Here is an 18,272-nt window from a genome sequence, read left to right on the forward strand (position 1 = left end):
AAGGGTTTCACCTTAAGTTGTCAGAGCGCGGTCAGTTTGGTGAAAGGCCCTGTTGGTTTCGCGTCAGAGGGGGGTCAGTGCAATCTCCAAGAATGTGGGCAGCCGCACCAGAGGGCGGTCTGAATACATCACACAGGAGACAAACCATGGCAACCCATCCCGCACCGCGGCCGATGTCCGCCGAAGAGAAGAAGGTCATCTTCGCTTCGTCGCTCGGCACCGTTTTCGAGTGGTACGACTTTTATCTGTACGGCTCGCTCGCAGCCATCATTGCCAAGCAGTTCTTCAGCGGTCTGGATGCGGGCGCGGCCTTCATCTTCGCGCTGCTGGCCTTCGCGGCGGGTTTCCTGGTGCGGCCTTTCGGCGCCATCGTGTTCGGCCGCCTGGGCGACATGATCGGGCGCAAGTACACCTTCCTGGTCACCATCCTGATCATGGGCCTGTCGACCTTCATCGTCGGCCTGTTGCCCAGCTATGCCACCATCGGCGTGGCCGCTCCCATCATCCTGATCGCGCTGCGCATGCTGCAAGGCCTGGCACTGGGCGGTGAGTACGGCGGTGCCGCCACCTACGTGGCCGAGCATGCCCCGCACGGCAAACGCGGTGCCTACACCTCCTGGATCCAGACCACGGCCACGCTGGGCCTGTTCCTGAGCCTGCTGGTGATCCTGGGCGTGCGCCTGAGCCTGGGTGAGGCGGTGTTCTCTGACTGGGGCTGGCGCGTTCCGTTCCTGGTGTCCATCCTGCTCTTGGGCATCTCGGTGTGGATCCGCCTGTCGCTGTCGGAATCGCCAGCCTTCCAGAAGATGAAGGCCGAGGGCAAGACCTCCAAGGCCCCCCTGGCCGAATCCTTCGGCCAGTGGAAGAACCTGAAGATCGTGATCCTGGCACTGGTGGGCCTGACCGCCGGCCAGGCCGTGGTCTGGTACTCGGGCCAGTTCTACGCACTGTTCTTCCTGACGCAACAGCTGAAGGTGGACAACACCACGGCCAACCTGCTGATCGCCGCCGCTCTGCTGCTGGGCACGCCCTTCTTCGTGGTGTTCGGTACGCTGTCGGACAAGATCGGCCGCAAGCCCATCATCATGGCCGGCTGCCTGCTGGCCGTGGTCACCTACTTCCCCGTGTTCAAGGCGCTGACCGAAGCCGCCAACCCTGACCTGGCCAAGGCCCAGGCCACGGCCGGCGTGGTGGTGACAGCCGACCCAGCCTCGTGCTCCTTCCAGGGCAACCCGGTGGCCCGTGAGATCGATTTCCGCACTTCCTGCGACATCGCCAAGCGCTACCTCGTGCAGAACTCGGTGAGCTACGACAACGTGGCAGGCCCTGCTGGCTCGCCCGCCGTCATCAAGATCGGCACCAAGACCGTCGAGGCGCCTACCGGCACCGTGGTGAACCTGAAGTTCGACGAAGCCTCTGCCAAGTCCATCGCGGCCTTCAAGAAGGAAGTATCCGAAGACCTGAAGCTGGCCGGGTACCCAACCAAGGCCGACCCTGCCAAGACCAACAAGGTTCTGACGGTGGTGCTGCTGTTCTGGCTGGTGCTGCTGGTGACCATGGTGTACGGCCCCATTGCCGCCATGCTGGTGGAAATGTTCCCGACCCGCATCCGCTACACCTCGATGAGTCTGCCCTACCACATCGGCAACGGCTGGTTCGGCGGCCTGCTGCCCACCACGGCCTTCGCCATCGTGGCCCAGACCGGCAACATGTACAACGGCCTGTGGTACCCCATCATCATCGCGGGCATGACCCTGGTGATCGGCACGCTGTTCATCCGCGAGACCAAGGACGTGGACATCTACGCCAACGACTGACGATTACGGCAACTGCGACCAGTGCCCGCCTCCCCCGGGGCGGGCACTGTGTTCCAGAAAAGGGCCTCGCACGCACCATGCGGCGCTGCGAGGCCCTTTTGTTGAACAAGCATTCAAGCAACCCCCTTAAAAAACCCAGGAGATATGAGCCATGTGGAAGATCGTTGTCGGATTCGTGCTGTTTGCGGCCCTGTCGCTGTTCGTCATCATGAAGGCGGGTGACAAGGTGGACATGGGCGGTGAGCAGCATGGCGGCGACTCCCTGCATGTGCCCGCCGCGCCTGCCTCGGGGGCCAGCGCAGCGCATTGAAAAAAGCACCCCCTGAGGCGCTGCGCGCCTTCACCCCTCTCTCGGCTCGCTGCGCGAGCCGGGAGGGGGACGCCCCCGGTGCGGCGGGGCGGCCCTTGCACGGGGGCACTGGCTTGGGCGGCACCAGTTTCACAAGCCGTGGGCCTGTGCTGCGGCCCGATGCCAGTCGGAGATGCCCGCTGGACTGATGGCCGTGCAGTCCCCGCTACCGTTTAAACCGGCCGTCGGTGCCGATGATGGAGAGGTCGGAGAAGTCCAGGCCTGAATGGTCGGTGCTGCTGTAGGAGAGGGTAAGTCCACCCATGTCCCAGTTGCGGATGCCCTCCAGGCCCGCTTGCAGCTTTGCGCGATCGGGCTTGGGGCCGGCGCGCTTGAGGCCTTCCACGAGCACCTTGGCACTCACGAAGCCCTCCACCATGGCCGGGGTCAGTTCGCTCACGCCACCGGCCTTGGCCAGGTCCATGGCCTCCTTGATCAGCGCGTAGTTCACCGAGCGCTCGGAGGGGAAGACCTGCGTCACCACCACGCCGCGGGCGCTTTCACCCAGGGCTTTCACGAAGCCGCCCGAGGCGTTGTTCGACAGCGTCACGATCTGCCCCGTGACACCCGCGGTGCGCAGCGCCTTGATGCCGTCCACCACGGCGGCACCGGTGCCGACGAAGACCACGGCCTGGGGCTGCTTTTGCGCTACGCGCGGCGCGATGGCGGAGTAGTCGGGCTTGGCGCGGTCGAACTTTTCGATGAACAGGGCCTCGATGCCGTTGGCCTTGAAGCCGGCCTGGGCGCCTGCCAGCCCGTCGGCCCCGAAGGTGTCGTCCACGTGCACCACGCCGATCTTCCGGATACCCAGGGTGTTCAGGTGGGTGATGGATTTTTCCACCTCGCGCTGGTAGGTGGCGCGCACGTTGAAGACGTACTTGAGCACCGGCTTGTGCAGCACCATGGCGCCGGTGGATGGGCCGATGAGCGGCACGCCGTGCTGCTCCAGCACCGGCACGATGCCCTGGGTGTGGGGCGTGCCGCGCGTCATGAAGAGGCCGATCACGCCCTTCTGCTCGATCAGCGTGCGGGTGTTCTCCAGTGTCAGCTTGGGGTCGAACTTGTCATCGAGCGTGATGACCTCGACCTTCTGCCCTGCCACACCACCGCGTGCGTTGATGTGGTCGATATAAAGTGCCGCGCCTTTCATGGACTCCTGCACGGTGGCCGCGGCCGAGCCGGTCACGCCCACCGTCTGGCCGATCAGGATCTGCGCATGCACCGCGCCTCCCATGGCCAGCAGGGCGAAGACGGCGCTGGCCGTGAAGGGGTGGAGGGCGGCAGCGTTCTTCATGAGGACCCTTGCGGAGGTGCGTGCCAGTGTAGGGCGAAGGTGTGACAAATGGTAGCCAAAGATGCGCGACTGGTACCACCCCATGCACAAGACCGGGGCTCAGCGGCGGAACTTGCCGTCCGTGCCGATGATGGACAGGTCGGCAAAGTCCAGACCCGTGTGGTCGTCGGGGCTGTAGCTCAGCTCCAGGCCCCCGATGTCGAACTTGCGAATGCCTTCCAGCGCCGCCTGGATCTTCTCGCGCGTGGGTTTGGGGCCGGCGCGCTTGAGGCCCTCGACCAGCACCTTGGCGGCGGCAAAGCCCTCGAGCATGGCCGGGCTGATGTCGCCCACGCCCTTGGCCTTGGCCAGTTCCTGCGCCTCCTTGACCATGCCGTAGGTGACGGCACGCTCGTTCGGGTACACCTGGGTCACGATCACGCCGCGTGCATTGGGCCCCAGGCTCTTGATGAAACCGCCCGAGGCATTGTTGGACAGGGTCACGATCTGCGCACCCGATCCCGCTGCACGCAGCGCGGTGCCGGCATCCACCACCGCCGAGCCCGAGGCGACCATCAGCACGGCCTGCGCCTGGGCCTTGGCGACCTTGGCGGCAATCGGCGCAAAGTCCGGTTTGGCGCGGTCGAACTTTTCCAGCACCACGGCGGTCAGCTTGCTGGCGGCCAGGCCCTTCTGGGCACCCGTCACGCCATCGGCACCAAAGCTGTCGTCGGCGTATATCACCGCGATGCGCGTGATGCCCATGGAGGCCAGGTGGGTCATGGCCTTCTCGGCCTCGCGCTGGTAGGTGGCACGCACATTGAAGATGTTCTTGCGCACCGGCTGGTGCAGCACCATGGCCCCCGTCGAGGGGCCGACCAGCACGACGCCGTGCTTGTCCAGCAGCGGAATCATGGCCTCGGTATGGGGCGTGCCGCGCGTGAGGAACATGGCCAGCACGTTCTTGTCCTCGATCAGCACACGGGCATTCTCTCCGGCCAGCTTGGGGTCGAACTTGTCATCCATCGAAACCAGCTCGATCTTCTGCCCGTTGACGCCCCCCTTGGCGTTGACGGCATCGATGAACAGCTTCGCACCGTCCGAGGTTTCCTTCACCCCCGCCGCCACCTGGCCCGAGTAGCCTGCCGTCTGCCCGATCAGGAGCTGGGCATGGCCGGTGCCGCACAGCGCCGCTGCGAGGACGGCTGCGGTCCCCCATTGTTTCCATGTGGTGTTCATGGTTGTCTCCTTGAATTATCTGGTGACTCTAAACAGATGTTCTCCCTTTGCGAACCGGCATAACCCGACGCTGTGACAGGACTTGTCAGCAGATGTGCCGCCAGGGGCTATTGCAAGGGGCCCGGACGAAGGCTGCAGCGGTGCCTAGAATGTCCCGCCTCACCCTCGAAAGACTGCCTTCATGACCCAGGGACTGATCCGTATTCGCGGCGCACGCCAGCACAACCTCAAGAACCTGGATCTGGACATCCGCACCGGGGAACTCACGGTCGTCACCGGGCCCAGCGGCTCGGGCAAGTCCAGCCTGGTGTTCGACACGCTGTACGCCGAGGGCCAGAGGCGCTACGTGGAGACCTTCAGCGCCTATGCGCGCCAGTTCCTGGACCGCATGGACAAGCCGGCCGTGGACAAGGTCGAAGGCGTGCCGCCGGCCATCGCCATCGACCAGACCAACCCGGTGCGCAGCTCGCGCTCCACCGTGGGCACGATGACCGAGCTCAACGACCACCTGAAGCTGCTGTTCGCGCGCGCCGGCCAGCTGTTCGACCGCGAGACCGCCCAGCCGGTGCGCCACGACAGCCCCGAGACCATTTACGCCGAGCTGCAGCGCCGCTGCGCCACAGGCGGTGACCCGCGCGTCGTGCTCACCTTCCCGGTCGAACTGCCTGCCAACACCTCGGCCGAGCAGGTCGAGCAGTGGCTGTCGGCCAGCGGCTTCACCAAGGTGCAGGCCGAGCGCGAGGTGGCCACCCCCACCGGCCCGCGCAAGCTGCTCGATGTGGTGGCCGACCGCTTCCGCCTGGGCAATGCCGAGAAGGCGCGTGTGATCGAGGCCATCGAAGTGGCCTTGAAGCGCGGCACCGGGCGCCTCAATGTCTACCGCCTGGCCGATGCGCCCGAGGCCGAGCCCGAACTGTGGCGCTTTTCCACCGGGCTGCACTGTCCCGACAGCGACCTGCGCTACAGCGACCCGATCCCGTCGATGTTCTCGTTCAACTCCGCCGTGGGCGCCTGCGAGACCTGCCGCGGCTTTGGCCGCGTGATCGGAGTGGACTATGGGCTGGTGATCCCCAACGACAAGCTCACCTTGCGCGCCGGTGCCATCAAGACCATCCAGACCCCGGCGTGGAAAGAAGCGCAGGACGACCTCATGCGCCACGCCGAGGCGGCAGGTGTGCCGCGCGACACACCCTGGTACAAGCTGACCGAGGACCAGAAGAAATGGGTCATCGGCGGCACGCCCGGCTACAAGGACGGGCAGTGGAGCAAGCAGTGGTACGGCATCAAGCGCTTCTTCGAGTACCTGGAGAGCAAGGCCTACAAGATGCACATCCGGGTGCTGCTGTCCAAGTACCGCAGCTACACCCCATGCCCCACCTGTGCCGGGGCGCGCCTCAAGACCGAGAGCCTGCAGTGGCGCATCGGCAGCAAGGACGCGGCCGATGCAGTGCTCGAGCCCGGCCTGCGCTTCATGCCCGAGGGCGTGCAATGGAGCCGCGCCCAGCTTGAAGCCTTGCCGGGCCTGTGCCTGCACGACCTGATGCTGCTGCCCATCGACCGGCTGCGGCGCTTCTTCGACCGCATCGACTTCGTGGCCGCTGGCGGGCAGGGCAACGAAGGCGATGCCCAAGCGCTCAAGCTGTTGTTCGAGGAGATCACCACGCGCCTCAAATACCTGTGCGACGTGGGCATCGGCTACCTCACGCTGGACCGGCAAAGCCGCACCTTGAGCGGCGGCGAGGTGCAGCGCATCAACCTGACCACCGCGCTGGGGACTTCGCTGGTCAACACCCTGTTCGTGCTCGACGAGCCCAGCATCGGCCTGCACCCGCGCGACATGCACCGCATCACCGAGGCCATGCTGCGCCTGCGCGATGCGGGCAACACCCTGGTGGTGGTCGAGCACGACCCCGCCGTGATGCTCGCGGCCGACCGCATGATCGACATGGGCCCCGGCCCGGGCCGCCTGGGCGGGCAGATCGTGTTCGACGGCACCACGGCCGACCTGCGCCATGCCGATACCCTCACGGGTGCCTACCTGAGCGGGCGCAAGCACGTGGGCTTCGGCTTCAAGCGCATGGTGACCGAGGCCACGCCGCGCCTGGTGCTCGAAGGGGCGCGCGAGCACAACCTGAAGGATGTGTCGGTGGAGTTCCCGCTGCAGCGCCTGGTCACCGTCACCGGCGTCAGCGGCTCGGGCAAGTCGAGCCTGATCCAGGACGTGCTGGCCCCCGCGCTGCTGCGCCACTTCGGCAAGGCCACCGATTCGCCGGGCGCGCACGACCGCATGCTCGGCGCCGACCACCTGTCGGACGTGGTGTTCGTGGACCAGTCGCCGATTGGCAAGACTGCGCGCTCCAACCCCGTGAGCTACGTGGGCGCGTGGGACAGCGTCCGCGAGCTGTTCGCTGTGGCGCCCCTGGCCAGGCAGCGCAGCTACACCGCCGCCAAGTTCAGTTTCAACAGCGGCGATGGGCGCTGCCCGACCTGCGGCGGATCGGGCTTCGAGCATGTGGAGATGCAGTTCCTTTCCGACGTGTACCTGCGCTGCCCCGATTGCGATGGCAAGCGCTACCGCCCCGAGATCCTGGAGATCACCATCGAGCGCGGCGGCCGCGCGCTCAACGTGGCCGACGTGCTGGCCCTCACGGTGGCCGAAGCCGCCGACCTGTTCGCCAGCGACCGCGACGTGATCCGTGCGCTGCAGCCCATTGTCGACGTGGGGCTCGAGTACGTGGCCCTGGGCCAGCCCGTGCCCACGCTGTCGGGCGGGGAGGCACAGCGCCTGAAGCTCGCTGGCTTTCTGGCCGAGGCGGCGCGCACGGCGGCCAAGTCGCGCCAGGCCATTGCGCGCAAGGGCACGCTGTTCCTGTTCGACGAACCCACCACGGGCCTGCACTTCGACGACATCGCCAAGCTCATGCGCGCCCTGCGCAAGCTCATCGACGCGGGCCACTCGCTGATCGTGATCGAGCACAACCTGGACGTGATCCGCGCCAGCGACTGGCTCATCGACCTGGGCCCTGAGGGCGGCGACGGCGGCGGCCTGGTGGTGGCCGAGGGCACACCCGAGGACGTGCGCCAGCACGCCACCTCCCACACCGGCCAGGCGCTGCGCGACTACGAGCTGACCCTGGGTGCCGGTGGCCACTCTGTGCACGAGAAGGCGGCGGTGCTGCGCAACCAGCAGCGCCTGGCCTATACCGGCCAGGCCAACACCGCCAAGAACGCCATCGAAATCATCAACGCCAAGGAGCACAACCTCAAGAACCTGAGCGTGGACATCCCGCGCGGCCGCTTCAACGTGGTGACGGGGGTCAGCGGCTCGGGCAAGTCCACGCTGGCGTTCGACATCCTGTTCAACGAGGGCCAGCGCCGCTACCTCGAATCGCTCAACGCCTATGCGCGCAGCATTGTGCAGCCGGCGGGCCGGCCCGAGGTGGATGCCGTCTACGGCATCCCACCCACCGTGGCCATCGAGCAGCGGCTTTCGCGCGGCGGGCGCAAGTCCACCGTGGGCACCACCACCGAGGTCTGGCACTTTTTGCGCCTTTTGTATGTCAAGCTCGGCACGCAGCACTGCGTGAAGGACGGCGCGGCCGTGCAGCCGCAGACGCCCGAGAGCATTGCCGCGCAGCTGATGCGCACTTTCCGCGGCCAGCATATCGGTCTGCTGGCGCCACTGGTGATGAACCGCAAGGGCGTGTACACCGAGCTGGCCGACTGGGCGCGCCCGCGCGGCTTCACGCACCTGCGGGTGGATGGCAACTTTTTGCCGACCACCGGGTTCCCGCGCATCGACCGCTTCAAGGAGCACACCATCGAGCTGCCTGTGGCCAGCATCGACGTGTCGGCCGAGGGCGAGGCGCTGCTGCGTGAATCGCTGGCCCAGGCACTCACGCATGGTAAAGGCGTGGTGCACGTGCTCAGCAGCCTCGAAGGACTGCGCGAGGCCATGGTCGCCGGCACGCCCACGGCGGCCATCGGCACGCTGCAGGCTTTCTCGACCAAGCGCGCCTGCCCGGTGTGCGCCACCTCGTATGCCGAGCTCGACCCGCGCCTGTTCAGCTACAACAGCAAGCACGGCTGGTGCCCCGACTGCGTAGGCACGGGCGTGAAGCTCACCAAGGACCAGCGCAAGGTCTTCGACGACTCGGTGCAGGACGACAAGGAAAAAGGCCGTGAGCAGACCTTTGCCGAGCCCGAGGTCGAAGACCTGGCCGACACCGCCTGCCCCGGCTGCCAGGGCACGCGCCTGAACCCCACAGCGCGCGCCGTGCGCTTTGCGGGCATCGGCATCACCGACATCGCGGCCCTGTCGGTCACCGACGTGCGCCGCTGGGTCGAGACGCTGCAGATCGAAGGCGGCATGAGCCGGCGCGAGGCAGACATTGCGCGCGACCTGGTGCCCGAGATCAAGAGCCGGCTCGAATTCCTCGAAGAAGTGGGCCTGGGCTACCTCACGCTGGACCGCGGCGCCCCCACGCTCTCGGGCGGCGAGGCGCAGCGCATCCGCCTGGCGGCGCAGCTGGGCAGCAACCTGCAGGGCGTGTGCTACGTGCTCGACGAGCCCACCATCGGCCTGCATGCGCGCGACAACCAGATTTTGCTCAACGCGCTGCACAAGCTCGGCGACAAGGGCAACACGCTGGTGGTGGTGGAGCATGACGAAGACACCATCCGCCGTGCCGACCACATCATCGACATCGGCCCGAGCGCGGGCAAGCGCGGCGGCCGCCTGGTGGCGCAGGGCAGCGTAGCCGACATCACGGCCGCCGAAGATTCGCAGACCGGCCGCTACCTGCTGCACGCCATGAAGCACCCGCTGCAGCTGCGCCGCAGCATGCTGCCGAGCGCGCTGAGCGCAGCCGATGCCGCCTTGGGCGATCCCGTGGATACGCCCAAGGGCCGGCAAAGCGCGGCGGTGAAGAAGCGCGCCGCGCAGGCCGCAGCGCTCACTGCACAGGCGCTGGACGATGCCAAGGCGCGAGCCGCAATCCGTTGGCTCACCGTGCATGGCGCGCACCTGCACAACCTGCAGAACGTGACGGCCACCGTGCCGCTGCACCGCCTGGTGGCAGTCACCGGCGTGAGCGGCTCGGGCAAGTCCACGCTGGCGCGCGACGTGCTGCTGACCAATGTGCAGGCCTGGGTGCAGCAGCGCTCGACCAAGGCCGGGCGCGACGCCATGGATGCGGGCAAGGCCCCGGCCCTGGTGGGTTGCACGGGCCTGGCGGGCTTCGAGTCGGTGGACCGGGTGCTGGAAGTGGACCAGACCCCCATCGGCAAGACGCCACGCTCCTGCCCCGCCACCTACATCGGCTTCTGGGACACCATCCGCAAGCTGTTTGCAGAGACGCTGGAGGCCAAGGCGCGCGGTTATGCCGCCGGGCGCTTCAGCTTCAACACCGGCGAGGGCCGCTGCCCGACCTGCGAAGGGCAGGGCATCCGCACCATCGCCATGAGCTTCCTGCCCGACGTGAAAGTGCCTTGCGAGGCCTGCCATGGCGCGCGTTTCAACCCCGAGACGCTGGCCGTGACCTGGCGTGGCAAGAGCATCGGCGACGTGCTGCAGATGGAGGTGGACGAAGCCGTGGACTTCTTCGCCGCCATGCCCAGCATTGCGCACCCGCTGCAATTGCTCAAGGACGTGGGCCTGGGATACCTAACGCTCGGCCAGCCTTCGCCCACGCTCTCGGGCGGCGAGGCGCAGCGCATCAAGCTCGTGACCGAGCTGACCAAGGTGCGCGACGAGGTGGGCCGCCGTGGGCAGAAGGCACCGCACACCCTGTACGTGCTCGACGAACCCACGGTGGGCCTGCACATGGCCGACGTGGACAAGCTCATCCGCGTGCTGCACCGCCTGGTCGATGGCGGGCACAGCGTGGTGGTGATCGAGCACGACCTGGACGTGATCGCCGAGGCCGACTGGATCATCGACCTGGGACCCGAAGGGGGCAAGGAGGGTGGCCGCATCGTGGCCGCCGCGGCGCCTGAAGCGGTGGTGCAAATGGGCACGCACACGGGGGTGGCGTTGGCGCCGGTGCTGGCGCGCTGAGGGGGTTGAGGGGACAGTGCGCGGGCCTCTGACGCAGGGGCTGGGATGGGGACAGGAGACAAGGGCAGGGCCCACGCGTGGGTTGGGTGACGTCCTACGGTAGGCGCGGAACTCGGCGCACGTGGCGAAGAAGGCGGAAAACCTACTCTTCGTTTCATGGGTAACGGCGGATAGGCGCCAAGCCCAAAAGCCCTGATCCACCCCTAACTACCCGCCTACTGCCATGACCTCAAACACCAAAACCCTGACTGCCCTGGCCCTCGTATCCGTACTGCTCACCGCCTGCGGCGGTGGTGGCGGTGGCGGCGGTAGCGGCAGTTTCAGCAGCACCAGCAGCAGCGAAGTCGCCCTCGCCGCCGACCCCGATCCCAGCACCGAGCCCGGCGTTCTGACGGTCACCGATGCAACCGTTCCCAGCCTCAACGGCGTTTACGGCAGCGGGCAACTCACGCTGACCGAGGTGTACTACCAGCAAGCGATGGGTGTGAAGCCTGCCGTGTGTGCCTACCAGTTCAAGGGAGCAGACAAGGTGGACGCTACCGCCACTGCCAGCGCCGCCACGGGGACGACCGGTACCGCGACGGTGGGCACGACCAGCACGCCTGTGTCCATCGTTGCTGCGTCCACCACGCAGGCCGCTGTGGTGGGCAACATCACCGCACCCGTTTCGCTCACTGACGCGGCCCCAGCCGTTTCCACCGCCTTCGGCAAGATCACCTACCGCCCTTCGGCCACCGGTCTGTATTTTGCCTTCCTGACCTTCAACGGCAAGGAATACGCCAGCGGCGACTCCGTGGACACCCTGGTGGACCGCTCGGGCAACCTGGTGCGTTTCACCAGCAAGACCATGACGGCGACCGACGGATCCACCGATACCCTGAAGCTGACGGCCATCATTCCCCTGCACACCACCCGCAATGCCAATTGCTGACCTGGTGGCGCGGACATCGCCTGCCCGCACCGGGATTCCCGGTTGCCCCCTCTACCGGCTTGTTGGCCCGCCTCCCTATGGGAAGCGGGCTTTTTTGTTGCATGGGTGGCGTGCCTGTAGGCGCAGATCCTACGCAGGGCATGGGCATTGGCGCACGTCGCCGGTGGGAACTCGCTCCTACGATGGCGCTACCAACACTAGACAAAGCTGCCCGCCATGAACACCCTTCTCAAGACCTGTTCTGCGATTGCTGCCGCCAGCGCGCTGCTCGTCGCCTGCGGTGGGGGCAACAGCGACGATCCCACGCCCAGCAACGAACCTGGCGTGCTCACGGTGGGCAACGCCACTCTGCCTGGGCTCAATGGCGTGTATGGCAACGGCGCACTCAACCTGACCGAGGTCGACAAGAAAAACCCCGTGGGCTCGGTACCCGAGCTGTGCACCTTCCGCTTCGATGGTGCGAACAAGGTGGGCTCCAGCGAAACCGCCTTCGGTGACGTGCGCTACCGCCCTGATGCCACCGGCCTGCACCAGATCTTCGTGACATTTGCCGGCAAGGAATACAGCAATGGCGACCCGGTGGACACCGCGGTAGCGCGTGACGCCAACCAGGTGCGCCTGACCAGCAAAACGCTCACGGCCACCGACGCTTCGGGCAACACCCTGCAGGTCAGCGGCGTCATTCCCATGCGCCCCAACCGTCCTTTCGGCTGCTGACCCGCGCACCATCCTCCTCTAATTTGTTTCCCCCCTCGGCCGGCGAGTCCCCTCCCACCGGTCATTGGCCCCGTTCATCCTGGTGGTGGACGGGGTCTCTTTTTTTCGGCAACGCCGTCACAATGGAGTGGCATTCCCTTGTCACCCCCATGCTGCCCTCGCCTCCTTATTCGTCGCCCCAAGTGGTGTGGTTGCACCCCGAGGCGCCGCCCAAGCCGGCACAGGGTGCGCCCTGCAATGGCTGCGGCCTGTGCTGCCTGGCGGAGCCCTGCCCGCTGGGTGTGCTGGTGTCGCGCCGCCGTACCGGCGCGTGCGCAGCGTTGCGCTGGAGCGATGGCGAGGGCCGCTATCTGTGCGGCATGGTGGCCGATCCGGGCGGGGTGACCGGCTTTACCCATCCTTGGCTGGTGCGGGCCATGGCCGCGTGGGCCCGGCGCTCGATTGCCGCCGGGGTGGGCTGTGACGCGCAGCTGCACGCCGAGGCACCGCCGCGCTGAACAGGGCCTGGGCTTGCTACCAGCCTGCGCCGGGTACATCCACCTGGGTGGTCCAGATCGCGGCTTCGCGGGCGGCCTTGCGTGCATGCTCGGCAAAGTCGGGGGCGGTGCACAGGAACAGGGTCTTGCCGTCCGGCCCGCCCAGCGTGCAGGCGTAGACGCCCATGTCACCGGTGGAAATCTCGGCCAGCACCTTGCCGCCTTCAGCCACGCGCAGGACGCGGTGGCCCAGGGCGTCTGCGGCCCAGACGGCGCCTTCGGCGTCGAGCGTTGCGCCATCGGGCGCCACCTTGAGCTGGGCCATCACGGCCGAAAGCTCCTGGCCCTCGGGCGCGGGGGCAAACGTGGCCCAGTCGCGGCGCGGCCCCAGGCTGCCGTCGGCCGCTATGCTGAAGGCGGAGAGCCGGTTGCCCAGCGTCTCCGCCACGATCAGGGTGCCGCCGTCGGGCGTGATCATCGCGCCGTTGGGGAAGAACAGGCCGTCGGCCACCACGCTCACGGTGCCATCGGGCGCCACCCGCGCCAGGCGCGCAGTGCTCACCGTGGCGCCGCTCATCAGGTCGAAGCCGAAATTGCCCACATAGGCATTGCCATGCCGGTCCACCACCATGTCATTGGTGTTGGCCGTGGCAATGGTCGACAGGTCGGCGTGCTGTGCCAGCGTGCCGTCGGTCTCCAGGCGCATCAGACGGCGGTCGCGCATAGAGACCACCAGCAACCGCCCATCTGGCAGCCAGCCCAGGCCCGAGGGCTGCCCTGGCACCTCGGTGATCTTTTCCACCTGGCCCGCCATGTCGGTGGCGATCACCTGGTGCGTGTAGAAGTCCGACAGCCAGAGGCGGCCGTCGCGCCAGCGCGGCGCCTCAAGAAAGCTGTAGCCCGATATCAGGGTGGAAAAGGCAGTGGCCATGGTGTCGTGTCTCCTGCGGTCGTTGTGGTTGGGTCGATCCTGCGGCGCCGTTCATCCTAGACCGCATGGAGCGCGAGGCTGTCACCTGCGCGCCAGGTGGATGCCTGCCAGCATGCAGCGCACCGAACCTCCAGCGAGTTCGATGGTGGGAACGGCCAGGGGGAGCAGGGCGGCGCTGCGCTCGATCACGGCTTTCTGCTCGGCGGTGAGGCTGGCCGCTGCGCGCGCCGACAGCGCCAGCACCCGGCCCTGTGCGCCCGAGAGTTCCAGTGCGTTGCCCGCGAAATCCCCGATCTGTTGCGCGCTCAGCTCCACCAGCGCGCGGCCCGATTCGGCGAGGCGATCCCGTACGGCCTTGCGGCGTGCCGGGTCGCTGATCAGGTGGAAGCCACCCAGCGCAAAGTCGGTGCCGATGCACAGCATCACGTTGGTGTGGTAGCAGGGCCGGCCCTGCGCATCGGCCGTGGCAAAGGCCATGGGCTCGTAGTTGAAGTGGGTGCAAAAGCGCTCCAGCGCCACCGGGTTGGCGCGGTTCGACTGCGCGGTGTACGCCACGCGCGCGATGTGGTCGAGCACCATGGCACCGGTGCCTTCGAGGAACAAGCCGTCCTGCTCCAGGCCCGAGTAGTCGATCACATCCTGCACACGGTATTCGGCCTTGAGCATCTCGATCACGTCGGCGCGCCGCTCGCGCCGGCGGCTCTCGGCGAACATGGGGTACAGGGCCACATGCCCGCCTGCGTGGGTGGAAAACCAGTTGTTGGGGAACACCGCGTCCGGCGCATCGCGCTCGCCGGTGTCGTCGAACAGGTGCACGCGCACACCGGCGGCTTGCAGTTGGGCCGCTGCGGCGGTCACCTCGGTGTGGGCGCTGCGGGCGACGGCGTCGCGCGTTTGGGCCGCGCGCGACTGGAAGGCGTTGTCGGCCGCCGTTTCGGGGTTGGGGTGAAAACGGTGCGGGCGCACCATCACGACGGCGGCAGGGGCTTGGGCGGAGGGCTGGGGCATGGAAGTCAGGCGGGTGGATGGCGGGCGGTAGCGGAAATTCTCCCGGGAGCCGGCGCTACACAACAGCCATCAGACTGGGCAAAATGCGCTGAAAATTGGCGCAATGCCACGCCACTGAATCACTATGAGCAATCTTGACGACACCGACCGCGAAATCATCGGCATCCTGCGCACGGATGCCCGCACCCCCGTGGCCGTGCTCGCGCAAAAGCTGCGCGTATCGCGCGGCACGGTGCAGAACCGCCTGCGCAAGATGGAGGACAGCGGTGTGATCACCGGTTACACCGTGCGCCTGCGCCCCGATTCGGAGCCCCAGCGCATACGGGCCTGGATGAGCATCGCCGTGGAGGGCAATGCCGCGCCCGAGGTCATCCGCGCGCTGCGCGGCGAGCCCGCGGTAGGCACCTTGCACAGCACCAATGGCCGCTGGGACATCGTGGCCGAGGTGCGGGCCGAGAGCCTGGAGGCCTTCGACATGGCGCTCGGGCGCATTCGCCTCACGCCGGGTATCGGCAATACGGAGACCAGCATCCTGCTGTCTACCTACAAGGCGTGACAGTGCCTGTAGAAGGGGAGTGCCTCATTGGTGACAGGAGCTAGGGAGTTTCCTGCATGCCCATGCAGGCGGGAGTGCAGTCCAATGCAGGGATCTATGTCTTCCAAGGATCCCACCATGCAACGCCGCCGCCAGATCATCCAGTGGGGTGCCGCCGCAGTGGCCGCGCCCGCCTCTTTGCTGGCCCGTGCCCAGAGCTTTCCGAACAAGCCGATCAAGCTCGTGATCGCCTTCCCTGCGGGCGGGCCCACCGACATCACCATGCGCTCCTTGGCCGATAGCGCCGGCAAGATCCTGGGCCAGCCCGTGATCGTGGAAAACAAGCCCGGTGCCGGTGGCACGCTGCCCGCGCAGCAATTGCAAAGCGCGGCGCCCGATGGCTACACCGTGGCGCAGATTCCGCTCGGTGTGTTCCGCCTGCCCTACACCACCAAGATCAACTGGGACCCGGTCAAGGACATCGCCTACGTGCTCAACGTGACGGGTTACGCCTTCGGCCTGGTGGTGCCCGCCGACTCGCAGCTCAAGACCTGGACGCACTTCGTGGCCTGGGCCAAGGCCAATCCCGGCAAGCTCAGCTACGGCTCCACCGGCACCATGACCAGCCCGCACCTGACCATGGAGCTCATTGCCCAGCAACTGGGGCTGGAACTGCTGCATGTGCCCTACAAGGGCAGCGCCGACCTGATGCAGTCCATTCTGGGCGGGCAGATCATGGCCGCGGCCGACTCCACGGGCTTTGCGCCGCAGGTCGAGGCGGGCAAGCTGCGCGTGCTCAACACCTGGGGGGCCGAGCGCCTGGCCAAGTTCCCCGATGCGCCCACGCTCAAGGAGCTTGGACTCAACCTGGTGCAGAACTCGCCGTTCGGCATCGGCGCGCCCAAGGGCACGCCCGACGCCGTGGTCAAGCGCCTGCACGACGCCTTCAAGAAGGCCATGGAGCAGGAAAGCTACCGCACGGCCCTGGCCCGCTACGACATGGTGCCCATGTACATGAGCACCTCGGCCTACCAGAAGTTTGCGCAGGACACCTTCGCACGCGAGAAAGCGCTGGTCGAGAAGCTGGGGCTGGCCAAGCCGTCCTGACCCGAAGGCGGTGGCTCTGACCCTCTCTGCACCTTTGGCGCAGAGAGGGTCAGAGCCAGCCGGCCTTGCGGAACCGGTAGTACAGGAAACCGCACGCAGCGCCGATGGCGGCCAGGGCCGCCGCATAGCCATAGCGCCACTTGAGCTCGGGCATGTGCTCGAAGTTCATGCCCCAGATGCCGGCGAAGGCCGTGCACACCGCGAACAGGCTGGCCCAGGCGGCCAGGCGCTTGACGACCTCGCCGTCCTCGATGGTCACCATCGACAGGTTGACGTGAATGGCCGTGCCGATGGAGTCGCGGATGGTGTCGATGGAGGCGTTGATGCGGCCCAGGTGGTCCACCACGTCGCGAAAATACTCCTGCGAGGCGTTGCACAGTTGCGGTACGCGCCCGCCGTGCAGCCTGCCCGCGCTCTCCAGCAGCGGTGCCACCACATGCTTGAGCACCGTCAGCCGCTGCTTGAGCGCATACAGCCGCTGCACACTGCCGCGCGCCTCGCCCTGGGACGAGAAGATCTGCTGCTCGATGGTCTCCAGCTCGACTTCGAGCGCGTCAATGACGGGGAAATAGCGGTCCACCACCGCATCCATCAGCGCGTAGAGCACGAAGCCCGGCCCGGTGGCCAGCAGTTCGGGCTCGCGCTCGCAGCGCTGGCGCACGTCGGTGAAGCCCTGCTCGCTGCGGTTGCGCACCGAGATCACGTAGTTGCTGCCCACAAAGACATTGAGCTCGCCGATGCGCGCCGGCGTGGCGTTCAGGCCATCGATCTCCAGCAGGTGCAGCACCACGAAGAGCGAGTCGCCGTACTCCTCCACCTTGGGCCGTTGGTGGCCGTGCTGGGCATCCTCGATGGCCAGCGGGTGCAGGTGGAAGGCCTGCTGCAGTTTGGCCAGCTCCTGTTCGGTGGCATCGTGCAGGGCCACCCAGACGAAGCAATTGGGCAAGGCGATGTGCTCGCCGATCTCGCTGACGGGGATGTCGGCAAGCTTGGTTCCGTTTTCATAGACAACGCAGTTGATCAGCATGTCGGCTCCGGGCGCAGGGGGATGGCAACGATCTTGCCATTGCATCGCATGGCGGTGCGTACGCGCGGGTGGCTGGGCGGCATTTCTGGCAAAAGCTTTACGCCAGGTGCCGAAGTCTTTATGCGGTCTTTATGGGCGCCTGCCTACGCTCAAGCCCCTGTCCATCTGCGTTTGATTGCACTCCATGAAATTTCCCCGCACCCCTTTCGCTGTTGCCCTGCTGGCCGCGTTTCCCCTGCTGGCCAGCGCCCAGCTCACCGGCAGCGTAACCCTGACCTCGAACTACAAGTTCCGTGGCCAGGACCAGGATGTCTCCAAGGCCCGGGCCATCAAGCCCGCGATCCAGGGCGGCTTCGACTACGCCTTCGGCGAATCCGGTTTCTACGTCGGCAACTGGAACTCCAGCGTCGACTGGCTCTCGGGCAACTCCATCGAGTCCGACATCTACGGCGGCTACAAGTTCAAGGCCGGCTCCGTCGACCTGGACGTGGGTGCCCTGACCTACATCTACCCCGGCAACAGCAACGGCAACACCACCGAAGTCTATGGCGCCGCCACCTTCGGCCCCGTGACGGCCAAGTACTCGCACACCCTGTCCAAGGATTACTTTGCCTACGCCGGTCCTGGCTTCAAGGGCCGCAACACCGGCTACCTGAATCTGGCGTTCGCCCAGGAAGTGGCGCCCAAGATCACGCTCAAGGCCGCTGTGGGCTACACGCGCTTCGGCGGTGACATCGTGGCCCCCAACTACATCGACTACAGCGTCGGCGGTGCCTATGACTTCGGCTCGGGCCTGTCGCTGGG

Annotated in this window: 14 protein-coding genes; 9 read left to right on the forward strand and 5 right to left on the reverse strand. The window is 66.7% G+C overall.

Annotation, left to right across the window (positions count from 1 at the left end; genetic code table 11):
* Positions 1-146: 146 nt before the first annotated feature.
* On the forward strand, positions 147-1,817 hold the full coding sequence (locus tag ACSQ9E_RS32700) for an MFS transporter (RefSeq protein ID WP_436179857.1): 1,671 nt from the start codon (positions 147-149) through the stop codon (positions 1,815-1,817).
* Between the two features lie 151 nt (positions 1,818-1,968).
* The gene (locus ACSQ9E_RS32705; protein WP_007858372.1) at positions 1,969-2,127 is read left to right on the forward strand and encodes a hypothetical protein; all 159 of its coding nucleotides are present in this window, start codon (positions 1,969-1,971) and stop codon (positions 2,125-2,127) included.
* 205 nt (positions 2,128-2,332) lie between these two features.
* On the opposite strand, the gene ACSQ9E_RS32710 is transcribed toward ACSQ9E_RS32705, so the two are convergent.
* The gene (locus tag ACSQ9E_RS32710; protein WP_436220158.1) at positions 2,333-3,460 is read right to left on the reverse strand and encodes an ABC transporter substrate-binding protein; all 1,128 of its coding nucleotides are present in this window, start codon (positions 3,458-3,460) and stop codon (positions 2,333-2,335) included.
* A 99-nt stretch (positions 3,461-3,559) separates the two neighbouring features.
* Positions 3,560-4,678, reverse strand: coding sequence for an ABC transporter substrate-binding protein (locus tag ACSQ9E_RS32715; RefSeq protein WP_436220159.1), 1,119 nt, complete (start codon positions 4,676-4,678; stop codon positions 3,560-3,562).
* A 181-nt stretch (positions 4,679-4,859) separates the two neighbouring features.
* Here ACSQ9E_RS32715 and uvrA point away from each other — a divergent pair, with 181 nt between their 5' ends.
* The 4 genes from uvrA to ACSQ9E_RS32735 all read left to right on the forward strand — a co-directional run bounded on the left by uvrA (position 4,860) and on the right by ACSQ9E_RS32735 (position 12,881).
* Positions 4,860-10,736, forward strand: coding sequence for an excinuclease ABC subunit UvrA (gene uvrA, locus ACSQ9E_RS32720; RefSeq protein ID WP_436220160.1), 5,877 nt, complete (start codon positions 4,860-4,862; stop codon positions 10,734-10,736).
* Positions 10,737-10,959: 223 nt separating this feature from the next.
* Complete coding sequence (locus ACSQ9E_RS32725; RefSeq protein ID WP_428003404.1) at positions 10,960-11,667, forward strand: hypothetical protein; 708 nt, start codon at positions 10,960-10,962, stop codon at positions 11,665-11,667.
* A 216-nt stretch (positions 11,668-11,883) separates the two neighbouring features.
* A complete protein-coding gene (locus ACSQ9E_RS32730) occupies positions 11,884-12,384 on the forward strand; it encodes a hypothetical protein (RefSeq protein ID WP_436179853.1) in 501 nt (166 codons plus the stop codon).
* Positions 12,385-12,533: 149 nt separating this feature from the next.
* A complete protein-coding gene (locus ACSQ9E_RS32735; RefSeq protein WP_436179852.1) occupies positions 12,534-12,881 on the forward strand; it encodes a hypothetical protein in 348 nt (115 codons plus the stop codon).
* A gap of 16 nt (positions 12,882-12,897) precedes the next feature.
* On the opposite strand, the gene ACSQ9E_RS32740 is transcribed toward ACSQ9E_RS32735, so the two are convergent.
* Complete coding sequence (locus tag ACSQ9E_RS32740; protein ID WP_436220161.1) at positions 12,898-13,791, reverse strand: SMP-30/gluconolactonase/LRE family protein; 894 nt, start codon at positions 13,789-13,791, stop codon at positions 12,898-12,900.
* 81 nt (positions 13,792-13,872) lie between these two features.
* On the reverse strand, positions 13,873-14,799 hold the full coding sequence (gene ctlX, locus ACSQ9E_RS32745; RefSeq protein WP_436220162.1) for a citrulline utilization hydrolase CtlX: 927 nt from the start codon (positions 14,797-14,799) through the stop codon (positions 13,873-13,875).
* Positions 14,800-14,923: 124 nt separating this feature from the next.
* Between ctlX and ACSQ9E_RS32750 the strand changes: the two genes are divergently transcribed.
* Positions 14,924-15,355, forward strand: a complete 432-nt coding sequence (locus ACSQ9E_RS32750; RefSeq protein ID WP_305742352.1) for an Lrp/AsnC family transcriptional regulator — start codon at positions 14,924-14,926, stop codon at positions 15,353-15,355.
* A gap of 117 nt (positions 15,356-15,472) precedes the next feature.
* Positions 15,473-16,441: a tripartite tricarboxylate transporter substrate binding protein gene (locus ACSQ9E_RS32755; RefSeq protein WP_057202438.1), complete on the forward strand. Its 969-nt coding sequence runs from the start codon at positions 15,473-15,475 to the stop codon at positions 16,439-16,441.
* A 49-nt stretch (positions 16,442-16,490) separates the two neighbouring features.
* Here the strand turns inward: ACSQ9E_RS32755 and ACSQ9E_RS32760 are convergent, their stop codons facing one another.
* Entirely contained in the window at positions 16,491-17,468 is a 978-nt protein-coding gene (locus ACSQ9E_RS32760) for a magnesium and cobalt transport protein CorA (RefSeq protein WP_436220163.1), read from the reverse strand.
* Positions 17,469-17,652: 184 nt separating this feature from the next.
* Between ACSQ9E_RS32760 and ACSQ9E_RS32765 the strand changes: the two genes are divergently transcribed.
* Positions 17,653-18,272 (forward strand): TorF family putative porin (locus ACSQ9E_RS32765; RefSeq protein ID WP_436220164.1); only part of this gene is annotated, 620 nt, incomplete at its 3' end.

This window comes from Acidovorax sp. LjRoot118 (assembly GCF_964253575.1).
In the GTDB taxonomy this organism is placed as follows: domain Bacteria; phylum Pseudomonadota; class Gammaproteobacteria; order Burkholderiales; family Burkholderiaceae_C; genus Acidovorax.